The following is a 9,311-nucleotide window of genomic DNA, read 5'->3' on the forward strand; positions in this document are numbered from 1 at the left end:
TTCCGAGCTACGGTTTGAGATAGCTTGATTGAGATGCTGGTTAAGATACACAATAGCCCAATCTTATGTGCTCATGTTCGTCACCGCCTCAAACCTTCGTTTGTGATCCATGCTGATCGGCTACGCCCGCGTGTCCAAAGCCGACGGCTCGCAGTCGCTCGACCTGCAGCACGATGCCCTTCGCGCTGCCGGTGTCGAGCCAGGCAATATCTATGATGATCGTGCATCCGGTAGCCGTGATGATCGCCCCGGTCTTGCCGCCTGCCTGAAATCGTTGCGCGACGGCGATGTCCTCATCGTTTGGAAGCTCGACCGGCTCGGCCGAACGCTCACCCACCTGGTCAGCACGGTGCAGAATCTGTCGGATCGCGGTATCGGTCTGCGGGTGCTCACCGGCAAGGGCGCGCAGATCGACACCACGACGCCATCGGGCCGGATGGTGTTCGGCATTTTTGCCACACTGGCGGAGTTTGAGCGGGATATGATCCGCGAGCGCACCATGGCTGGCCTGGCCGCTGCCCGCGCGCGGGGACGCAAGGGTGGCCGCAAGTTCGCCCTCTCCAAGGCCCAGGTGCGGCTCGCTCAGGCTGCTATGGCCCAACGCGACACGTCCGTTTCCGACCTCTGCAAGGAACTCGGGATCGAGCGCGTCACTCTCTACCGCTATGTCGGTCCCAACGGGGAACTCCGGGATTACGGTCAGCGCGTGCTTGCTGCCAAAACGCGATGATGATGACGGGAGCCCCGATCAAACTTACCCAAGCGGACGCCGCAGACGTTGCAGACCTGTACAACCGTTGCAGCGACTATTTCCTGTTGCAGGACGGGGCCGCGCCCACGCTGGACGATGCTCGCGAGCTTTTCTCCGATGTGCCGCCCGAAAAGAGCGCCCACAATCAAGCTGTCCTGGGATGGAAGGGGCCTGGCGGCCTATATGCAATCGCGGCCATCCTCCGCGATTATCCGCGTGATGGCACATGGTATCTCGGCTTCATGATCGTAGATGCCGCACAGCGTGGTCGTCGCGTCGGACGCTCAATTTACTCGACGGTCGAAAGCTGGGCCGCTGCGAGAGGTGCCACAGAGATTCGGTTGGCCGTGCTGGAAGCGAATGAAGCGGCAGAGCGATTTTGGCGTTCTCTCGGCTTCATTGAGTATCGGCGCGTTGGGCCAGACACCTTCAAAATGCGTAGCCATCGCCGGATAGAACTGAGCCGTCGCCTTTCTGGCGCGACCGTAGAAGGCAGCAACAAGTAAGATCTCGCGCCGGCTATCTGGGCGAGCTTGGCGTAGGATTCCGCCCCCTCCCGCAAACGCCCCCTTCCACGATCATCTCAACGCCCGCTTCGGCAAGGCCGAGGCGCCGATCATCCCGCCTGGACCCGACGGCAAGCCCTGGCGGATCACCACCCGCCAGTTCCGCCGCACCATCGCCTGGCACATCGCCAACCGCCCGTTCGGCACGATCGCCGGCATGATCCAGTACAAGCATGCCTCGGTCGCCGCGTTCGAAGGCTATGCCGGCACCAGCGCGTCGGGGTTCCGCGCCGAGGTCGAGGCGCAGCGCCGGCTCGGCCAGCTCGACGACCTGATGGGCCATTTCGACGGGCGCCGGGGCGGCGCCACGCTGTCCGGCCCTGCCGGGCCGCGCATCACGCGGACCCTGGACGATACGGCCGCGCAGCTCGCGCCGTTGCCGGCGATGATCGCGGACCGGGCGCGGCTGCGCATCATGCTCGCCAGCCTCGCGCGCACCCTCCATGTCGGGCCGCTCGCCGACTGCTTCTTCGATCCCGCCACCGCGCTCTGCCTCAAGCGCGTGACGAGCCCCGATCCCAAGCAGCCGCTGACCACGCTGTGCGAACCGACCCGCTGCCCCAACGCCTGCATCGCCGAGCGCCACAGGCCGGCATGGGAGAAGGCTGCCTCCGACGCGAGGGCGCACTTATGCGAGCGCCGGCTTTCCGATCTCCAGCGGAGCGCGCTGGAGGCCGAGCTCGGCCGTTTGACCGCGGTGATCGCGGCCATCGATCCTACCGCGCCTTAGACCATCCCCGGCTTTTGGCGGGAGGCCTGCGCCGGTCGGCGGTCCCGCGCAACGGCTCTCGCCGTCCTCCGCTTCGCTGCGGCCCTTCGGGTGCGCGAGCCCGCCTGATGCCCGGCGCGGACGGGCCTCCGCCGCCGGGGATGGTCCCCGGCGCGAAGCGGAGGATCCGATCATGTCATCACCTCAACGCCAAGACGTCTACGCCCGCGTCACCGATGCGATCGTCGCCGCGATCGAAGCCGGCGCCGGCTCCTGGCGCATGCCCTGGCACCACACCGGTGCCGACGTCACCCGCCCGACCAACGTCGCCAGCGGCAAGCCCTACCGGGGCATCAACACCGTCTCGCTCTGGGCGGCCGCCTATGGCAGCGGCTATGCGAGCGGGGTTTGGGGCACCTACAAGCAGTGGCAGGCGCTCGGAGCGCAGGTCCGCAAGGGCGAGCAGGCCAGCCTCGGCGTCCTCTGGAAGGAGGTCCGCCGCCGCGACGAGGACGATCGCGACGACGATCATCCCCGGCTCTTCGCGCGCGCCTTCAGCCTGTTCAACGCCGACCAGGTCGACGGCTATGCTCCGGAACCCGGTCCGGTTCTGCCCGAGAGCGAGCGGCTCGCCGGCGCCGAGGCGTTCATCGCCGCGCTCGGCATCGACACGGTCTACGGCGCGAGCAGCGCCTACTACCATATCGGCGAGGATCGGATTCACATGCCGGACTTCGCCGCCTTCCACGATGCGCACGGCTTCTACGCCACCCACGTCCACGAGTGCGCGCACGCGACCGGCGCGTCCCATCGGCTCGATCGCAGCTTCAATGAGCGCTGGACCCGCCACGCGCTGGCGATGGAGGAAGCGACCGCCGAGCTCACCGCCTCGTTCATCCTCGCCGATCTCGGCCTCGCGCACGAACCCCGGCCCGACCACGCCGCCTATATCGCCTCCTGGCTCCAGCTCCTGAAGGACGAGCCGCGCGCGATCTTCACCGCCGCCAGCAAGGCGCAGGTCGCCGCCGACTGGATGCACACGCGCCAGCCATGACCGCCGCCAAGCCTCAGGGCCTCAGCATCGCAATGAGCTGGGGCTCTAGGGCGGGCCACAGCATCGCCAGTACCATCATCGAGGTCGCGATCCCCATGACGACCAGCGTCGATCGCGCCGGACGCTTGCCGCTGGTTCGCGACTGATAGCCGACCCAGATCCATGCTCCTACAACCGCCAGCACGGCGAGTGGTGCAAGCCAGCGATAGGCGCCGGCGAACAGCGCGAGCGTGCCGCCGACCGTCGCCAGCGTCGCCGCAGGCAGCGCCAGCGGCAGCACGCAGCATGCGGCACAGGCGACCGCGGCGGTCGACGCCGTGATCGCGGCCGTGCCCGCGACCTTGTTGTTATTCTCCGCCGCCTCGCTCATGCGCCGCACTCGCTCGTGCAGCCGCACGTCTTCGGCGCAGGGGCGGACGCCGCGCGCGCCGCGAACGGCTCGAACAGCGCCTCCGCCGCTTCGCGCGCGGTTTCCGGCGCGGTAATCGTCACGCGCACCCTGTCGGCGCGCTCGTCGATGATGAAGGCGAGGAACGCGCAGCACGCCTCCTCGCTCGCCACCATCTCGCGCACGTCGCCGATGGCATCCAACGCATAGTCGAGAGTCAGGCTGAGGTCGCCACGCCGCGATCCCAGCAGCGAACGCGCGTTAAGCTTGCCGATCCATTCGAGCCGGTCCTTCAGGTTCCCGGCATCGAGCGTGCAGGCGATCGGCGGTTCGGTCGTGTCCGTCATACATCGCTCCTATATCCGCCTCACACTTGCGGCGGCCGATTCCATCTGTAGGAGTTCAAGTCACTTGAGGTTCAAGAGCCAATGTGGAGGCCCGCCATGCCCGGCTACAAGATCGGTGAGCTCGCCCGCCGCACGCGCACCAGCGCGCCGACGATCCGCTACTATGAGCAGATCGGCCTGCTGCCGCGCCCCGACCGGCAGGACGGCAACCAGCGGCGCTATGCCGACGAGGATGTGCGCCGGCTGACCTTCATCCGCCGCTGCCGCGAGTTCGGATTCGGCATCGACCAGGTGCGTTTGCTGGCCGGCTTGGTCGCCGATCGCTCGCGCTCGTGCATGGAAGCGCGTGATATCGCCCAGGCCCATCTGCTCGACGTGCGCGCCAAGCTGCGCGAGCTGCGCGCGCTGGAGAAGAGCATCGCCGCGTTCGTGGCCCAGTGTGACGCCGAGTGCGTCGGCGGCCCGGGGCCGGATTGCGTCATCCTCGACGACCTCGGCGGAGCGGCTGCGAAGAAGCCTTGCTGTGCGACGAACGCGGTCGCCGCCGCATGATGATATCGCTGCGCGACCGGCTCGAGAACGGGCAGGTCGTCATCTATTTCGCCGCGGTCTGCATCGCCGCGACCGCCGCCACCGCGCTCCGCGGCACCGAGCACCTCGAGCCGGCGATCAACCCCGCGCTGGCACTGATGCTCTTCGTCACCTTCCTGCAGGTGCCGCTCGCTTCGCTACGCCAGGCGTTCCGCAATGGCCGCTTCTTCGGTGTGCTGCTCGCCGTCAACTTCGCGGCCGTGCCCACCCTGGTCATGATCCTCGCCCAGTTCGCGCCGCCCGAGCCGCTCGTCCGGCTCGGCTTCCTCATCGTGCTGCTTTGCCCCTGCATCGACTATGTCGTCACTTTCTCGCACCTCGGCCGCGCCGATGCCCGGCTGCTGCTGGCAGCGACGCCGGTTCTCCTCATCGTGCAGATGCTGTTGTTGCCGCTTTGGCTCAGCCTGTTCCTCGGCACGCAGGCTGCCGAGCTTGTGCAGATGGGGCCGTTCCTCCACGCTTTCCTGTGGCTGATCGCCGTACCGCTGGGGCTCGCGGCACTCTGCCAGCTCTGGTCAGCCCGAAGCGCCGCCGGCGCCCGCGTCACCGAGGCGCTGGGGCTCCTGCCGGTGCCCGCCACGGCGCTGGTCCTGTTGATCGTCATCGCCGCCGTGGTTCCGCAGCTCGGCCCGGCCTTGACGACCGTCCTCGCGGTTGCGCCGATCTACGTCGCATTTGCCGTGATCGCGCCGCTGCTGGGATGGACCATCGCGCGTCTCGCCAGGCTGGACGCACCGGCATCCCGCGCGGTCGCGTTCAGCGGAGCGACCCGCAACTCCCTCGTCGTGCTGCCGCTGGCGCTCGCCGTGCCGGGCGCCATACCGCTCGTCCCTGCCGTCATCGTCACCCAGACGCTGGTCGAGCTCGTCGCCTCGCTCATCTACATCAGGATGATGCCGCGCCTCGGCGCATGATGTTCACAACGGTTCGCGCGGGCTTCGCCCGCGCCAGGATCTGCGGACGCCGCTGACGCGGCGGCGCTGATCTTTTGGACCTCCCTCCCGAGGCGAGGGTGGTCGGCACTCCCTCCTAGGCCCGCCACGGCGCGCTGCAAGCCCGGCTCCGCCGGGCTGCTCCATTGCATTTCGCCCCTGCGGGTGCAGCCCGCCGCTTCAGCGGGCCTCTCCGGTCGCTCTCGCCGCCCACCCCCGCCTCGCGGGAGGTTCATGGGGTTTTGGGGCGGGGCAGGAGGCACCGATGGTTTTTACCTTCCGACCGCCATTTTGGGCTGGACTGTCAGGATATGTCGCCGAGCTTGGGGCCGCGTTCGTCAGCGCCACCATCGGCATCAAGCTCCACGACCGCGAGGACCATGCGGCCTACCCACCAGCACGAAGCCGCAACTGGCGATGGCCACCAACGGGAATGTGCGGATGCCTGCGCTGCGAGCGTCCTTCTCGCGATCCCAGCCAACAGGAAGGGCGAGCGCATAGGCGACGGCGAGACTGATGATACGGGTGGTTGTCTCCCACCACGAGCTTTAAAACATGCCGACCTGCCTGTTCTACGAGATTGCTCCAGATCGGAGGTAAAGGGGGAAGGTCGGGCCGTGGGTCCCACAGACGTTCAGGCCCAAGGCGGGGATCGCGAACATCGGCGATCCTTACTGGCGCAGACATGCGATGATGGCGGTGACGACGGCAGTGGTTTCCGCAACGTCACGCACTCTCACCGTATCGAGGCCAATTTCAGCGGCGGGATAGTCATTCCCACCGGGGAAGATCGCATCGCCGATGAACAGCATCCCGTCGAGCGGTACGCCGCTTTCAGCACTCAGGCGCTTCAGGCCATAGCCCTTGTCCACCCCTGCCCTGGTCACGTCGATCGATGTCGTGCCACCTAGATTGATCGAGAGGTCCGGCAGCGTCGCGCGCAGCGTGGCCTGCAACGCGGTCCTCTTCTTTCGGTCAGGATCCCACGCTTCCTTTTCCTTTAGCGGCGCTGCCTGCCCCAGCCCCGAAAAAGTGATCTGGCTGCCCCGGTCCTCGATCCGTTCGCCCCAGGTACGTTCGTCGGCGAGGCCTGCGTTGGTCAGGGCCTTATCGAAGGCCGTGCGGATCGTCGCCTTCTCCGCGTCGTCGAACAACTCGGCATAGACCGCGCGCCAAGCGCCATTGATGAACCGATAGAGTTTTGTACCTGTGGTCGGCATCAACCAGAGACGGTCAAGCGCGGCGCCGGCAGGAAGACGCGACGCGACCTGCTTATCGAACTGCGGCCAGTCCCCGCCCGAGATCACCGCAACATCCGTGACGGCGAGCAATCGGACGAGGGTTGCGGACATATCCTCCGATAGCGGCCGCTTGCTCTCGGCAAGCGTGCCGTCGAGGTCGAAGGCGATCATCCACTTCATGCCGCCTTCCCCGCCGGATCGCGGTAGGCGAGCAGCCTGAGCGCATTGATGACAACAAGCAGCGTTGATCCCTCATGAACCGCCACCGCCGGCCCAATACCGAGGCCAAGGATGGTGGCAGGAACGAGGAAGGCGACGACACCCAGGCTGACGAAGACGTTCTGCCGGATGATCCCGCGGGTATGGCGGCTGAGGCCGACCGCAAATGGCAAGTGCGCCAGGTCGTCGGCCATCAGCGCCACGTCGGCCGTCTCCAGCGCCACGTCCGAGCCCGCCGCGCCCATCGCGATGCCGACCGTGGCGCTTGCCATCGCCGGGGCATCGTTCACGCCGTCGCCCACCATCGCGACCTTGTCTTCGCCGGCGAGTTTCTTGATCGCGGCAACCTTGTCTTCGGGCATGAGGTCACCCCACGCCTCATCGATCCCGACATCGTTGGCGATCGCTTCGGCGACCTTTTGGTGATCGCCGGAGATCATAATCATCCGCGATACGCCCATCTCGTGCAGCCGGCGCAGCGCGGTTTTTGCCGCTTCGCGAGGCGTGTCCATCAGGCCGATCGCGCCCAGGTCGCGATCCCCCTTGCGGACCACCATCGTCGTGCGCCCGTTCTCGCGCAGGCGCGCAATTGCATCCTGCGCCCCCTGCCCAAGGGTCGGAATACCTTCCGTTCCGAACATCTCGGCCTTGCCGATCCACACCGTCTCGCCATCGACGCTTGCGGTGACGCCGCGACCGGTCAGGCTCTTGAGATCGCCGGCAGTGGGCAAGGCGCGCCCATCCAGACGTTCGCGACCGTCCTGGACGATCGCTTGGGCCAGCGGATGATCGCTCAGCGCCTCGACAGCCACGGCCAGCGCCAGCAGCTCGCCTTCATCGGCGCCATCGACCGGCACGACATCAGTGATGCGCGGCCGACCTTCGGTCAGCGTGCCCGTCTTGTCGAAGGCGATCGCCTTGAGCGATCCGAGGTTTTCGAGCGGTGCACCGCCCTTCACGAGCACGCCGCCCCGCGCGGCACGGGCAACGCCAGACAGGACAGCGCTCGGCGTTGCGATGGCGAGCGCGCACGGGCTTGCCGCCACCAGCACCGCCATCGCGCGATAGAAGCTGTCGCGGAACGGCTCGTCGACGACCACCCATGCGAATAGCAGGAGCACCGACAGGATCAGGACGGCAGGCACGAAGATCCGCTCAAACCGATCGGTGAAGCGCTGCGTGGGCGACTTTTGCGTCTCCGCTTCGCTCACCATCTTCACGACCTTGGCAAGCGCGCTTTCATTGGAACGGCGCGTCACCTCGATCTCGATCGCGCCGCCGCCGTTGATTGTACCGGCAAAGACCCGGCTTTCCGCGTCTACCGCGTCGGGCTTGGCGCGCGCCGCCGCAGCGTCCGCGACCGGCACCTTGTCGACCGGAATGCTTTCACCCGTCACCGGGGCCTGGTTGATCGCACTGGTGCCCTTGATGACGAAGCCGTCAGCAGGCAGGCGCTCGTTCGGGCGGACGATGGCAACGTCCCCAACGACCATTTGCTCGACCGGGATTTCGCTGGTCTGGCCGTCGCGTCGCACGGTCGCGGTTTCGGGCGCGAGCTTCGCCAGCGCCTCGATCGCCTTCTTGGCGCGTCCCATTGCGTAATGCTCAAGCGCATGGCCAAGGCTGAACAGGAACAGCAGCAGCGCGCCTTCGGCCCATGCGCCCAGCGCAGCGGCGCCGGCGGCAGCGACCAACATCAGCGTGTCGATCTCGAACTTCTTCATCCGAAGGTTGTCGATCGCCTCGCGCAGCGTGAAGAATCCGCCGAAGAAATAGGCTGCGACATAGCAGGCCGTGGGCAGCCACTCCGGTGCGCCGGCAACCAGCCTCTCGATCGCATAGCCGATCCCCAGCAGCGCGCCGCAGGCAAGCGCGAAGATCAGCTCGGTATTGGGGCCGAGAAATTCGGCGTGGCTATGGTCGTGACCATCGCCGGGGCCGTGCTTCTCTTCGCCCGCGTCGTGGCCCCCGGGGCCGTGGTCGTGGCCGGCATGGTCATCGGCGGCGACCCGCTTGCCAACCCTCACCTTCAGCTTGCGAAGAGCAGCGCGCACTTCCTCTTCTGTGGTCTCTCGGCGATCATATTCGACCCGGACCGACCCGCTGGTGCTGGCGCTTGCCTGTACCACCCCGGGCAACGCGCATAGCGCATCGCTGACCGTGCGCGCCCGCCGTTCGTGACTGATCCCTGTCACCTGCCAGATCGCATGGCCGTAGCGTTCGGTGATCTCGGCGCCCGCGGCGCGCACCATCTCGCGTAAGCGCGGCAGCGGCAGCTTGGCAGCGTCGAAATGGATGCACAGGGCCGCCGGCGTGTCGCCGTCGAGGCAGATCACATGCGCCCGCTCGACGCCTTCGCGCTTCGACAGGGTTGATACGAGACGATCCAAGCAAGCATCGGCCGCGTCAGGAAGGTCCGGCAACAGCACTGGAATATCGAGTTCGAGCTTGTCGTTCATGACGACCTCCTTTCGCTTTTCTTGGTTTCGGCGCGCGCGTCGCGCAGGATTTCG

At 66.8% G+C, this 9,311-nt stretch carries 9 protein-coding genes and 2 pseudogenes; 6 read left to right on the forward strand and 5 right to left on the reverse strand.

Annotated features, from left to right (window positions below; genetic code table 11):
- Positions 1-109 precede the first annotated feature (109 nt).
- From AC1Q5P_RS20035 to AC1Q5P_RS20050, 4 genes and pseudogenes are all read left to right on the forward strand, one after another.
- Positions 110-730 (forward strand): recombinase family protein, encoded by a 621-nt coding sequence (locus AC1Q5P_RS20035; protein WP_008832583.1) that lies wholly within the window; start codon positions 110-112, stop codon positions 728-730.
- On the forward strand, positions 727-1,257 hold the full coding sequence (locus tag AC1Q5P_RS20040; RefSeq protein ID WP_291056112.1) for a GNAT family N-acetyltransferase: 531 nt from the start codon (positions 727-729) through the stop codon (positions 1,255-1,257). Before AC1Q5P_RS20035 ends, AC1Q5P_RS20040 begins: the two co-directional genes overlap by 4 nt.
- A 64-nt stretch (positions 1,258-1,321) precedes the next feature.
- Positions 1,322-2,047 (forward strand): annotated as a pseudogene (locus AC1Q5P_RS20045) (integrase); the annotation flags it as partial.
- A 172-nt stretch (positions 2,048-2,219) separates the two neighbouring features.
- The gene (locus tag AC1Q5P_RS20050) at positions 2,220-3,080 is read left to right on the forward strand and encodes an ArdC family protein (RefSeq protein WP_492519870.1); all 861 of its coding nucleotides are present in this window, start codon (positions 2,220-2,222) and stop codon (positions 3,078-3,080) included.
- A gap of 13 nt (positions 3,081-3,093) precedes the next feature.
- On the opposite strand, the gene AC1Q5P_RS20055 is transcribed toward AC1Q5P_RS20050, so the two are convergent.
- Both AC1Q5P_RS20055 and AC1Q5P_RS20060 read right to left on the reverse strand, forming a co-directional pair.
- On the reverse strand, positions 3,094-3,450 hold the full coding sequence (locus tag AC1Q5P_RS20055; RefSeq protein ID WP_492519871.1) for a hypothetical protein: 357 nt from the start codon (positions 3,448-3,450) through the stop codon (positions 3,094-3,096).
- Positions 3,447-3,815 carry a hypothetical protein gene (locus AC1Q5P_RS20060; RefSeq protein ID WP_492519872.1) on the reverse strand — a complete coding sequence of 123 codons (369 nt, stop codon included), beginning with the start codon at positions 3,813-3,815 and terminating at the stop codon, positions 3,447-3,449. Before AC1Q5P_RS20060 ends, AC1Q5P_RS20055 begins: the two co-directional genes overlap by 4 nt.
- Positions 3,816-3,911: 96 nt before the next feature.
- Here AC1Q5P_RS20060 and AC1Q5P_RS20065 point away from each other — a divergent pair, with 96 nt between their 5' ends.
- Both AC1Q5P_RS20065 and AC1Q5P_RS20070 read left to right on the forward strand, forming a co-directional pair.
- Positions 3,912-4,367 (forward strand): MerR family transcriptional regulator, encoded by a 456-nt coding sequence (locus AC1Q5P_RS20065; RefSeq protein ID WP_492519873.1) that lies wholly within the window; start codon positions 3,912-3,914, stop codon positions 4,365-4,367.
- Complete coding sequence (locus AC1Q5P_RS20070; RefSeq protein WP_492519874.1) at positions 4,364-5,320, forward strand: arsenic resistance protein; 957 nt, start codon at positions 4,364-4,366, stop codon at positions 5,318-5,320. Before AC1Q5P_RS20065 ends, AC1Q5P_RS20070 begins: the two co-directional genes overlap by 4 nt.
- Positions 5,321-5,727: 407 nt before the next feature.
- Here AC1Q5P_RS20070 and AC1Q5P_RS20075 read toward each other — a convergent pair.
- The 3 genes and pseudogenes from AC1Q5P_RS20075 to AC1Q5P_RS20085 all read right to left on the reverse strand — a co-directional run.
- Positions 5,728-5,859, reverse strand: a pseudogene (locus tag AC1Q5P_RS20075) (MgtC/SapB family protein); the annotation flags it as partial.
- Positions 5,860-6,009: 150 nt separating this feature from the next.
- The gene (locus tag AC1Q5P_RS20080) at positions 6,010-6,759 is read right to left on the reverse strand and encodes an HAD-IIB family hydrolase (RefSeq protein ID WP_492519875.1); all 750 of its coding nucleotides are present in this window, start codon (positions 6,757-6,759) and stop codon (positions 6,010-6,012) included.
- Positions 6,756-9,257, reverse strand: a complete 2,502-nt coding sequence (locus AC1Q5P_RS20085; protein WP_492519876.1) for a heavy metal translocating P-type ATPase — start codon at positions 9,255-9,257, stop codon at positions 6,756-6,758. Before AC1Q5P_RS20085 ends, AC1Q5P_RS20080 begins: the two co-directional genes overlap by 4 nt.
- Between the last annotated feature and the right edge of the window lie 54 nt (positions 9,258-9,311).

Source organism: Novosphingobium sp. GW835-FHT14H07, assembly GCF_058793515.1.

What these genes read in the sequence shown, in the direction of transcription:
- AC1Q5P_RS20070 (WP_492519874.1), top strand. Translation starts at nt 4,364, where the DNA reads ATGATGATATCGCTGCGCGACCGGCTCGAGAACGGGCAGGTCGTCATC.
- AC1Q5P_RS20065 (WP_492519873.1), top strand. Translation starts at nt 3,912, where the DNA reads ATGCCCGGCTACAAGATCGGTGAGCTCGCCCGCCGCACGCGCACCAGC.
- AC1Q5P_RS20080 (WP_492519875.1), bottom strand. Translation starts at nt 6,759, where the DNA reads ATGAAGTGGATGATCGCCTTCGACCTCGACGGCACGCTTGCCGAGAGC.
- AC1Q5P_RS20060 (WP_492519872.1), bottom strand. Translation starts at nt 3,815, where the DNA reads ATGACGGACACGACCGAACCGCCGATCGCCTGCACGCTCGATGCCGGG.
- AC1Q5P_RS20035 (WP_008832583.1), top strand. Translation starts at nt 110, where the DNA reads ATGCTGATCGGCTACGCCCGCGTGTCCAAAGCCGACGGCTCGCAGTCG.
- AC1Q5P_RS20085 (WP_492519876.1), bottom strand. Translation starts at nt 9,257, where the DNA reads ATGAACGACAAGCTCGAACTCGATATTCCAGTGCTGTTGCCGGACCTT.
- AC1Q5P_RS20055 (WP_492519871.1), bottom strand. Translation starts at nt 3,450, where the DNA reads ATGAGCGAGGCGGCGGAGAATAACAACAAGGTCGCGGGCACGGCCGCG.
- AC1Q5P_RS20050 (WP_492519870.1), top strand. Translation starts at nt 2,220, where the DNA reads ATGTCATCACCTCAACGCCAAGACGTCTACGCCCGCGTCACCGATGCG.
- AC1Q5P_RS20040 (WP_291056112.1), top strand. Translation starts at nt 727, where the DNA reads ATGATGATGACGGGAGCCCCGATCAAACTTACCCAAGCGGACGCCGCA.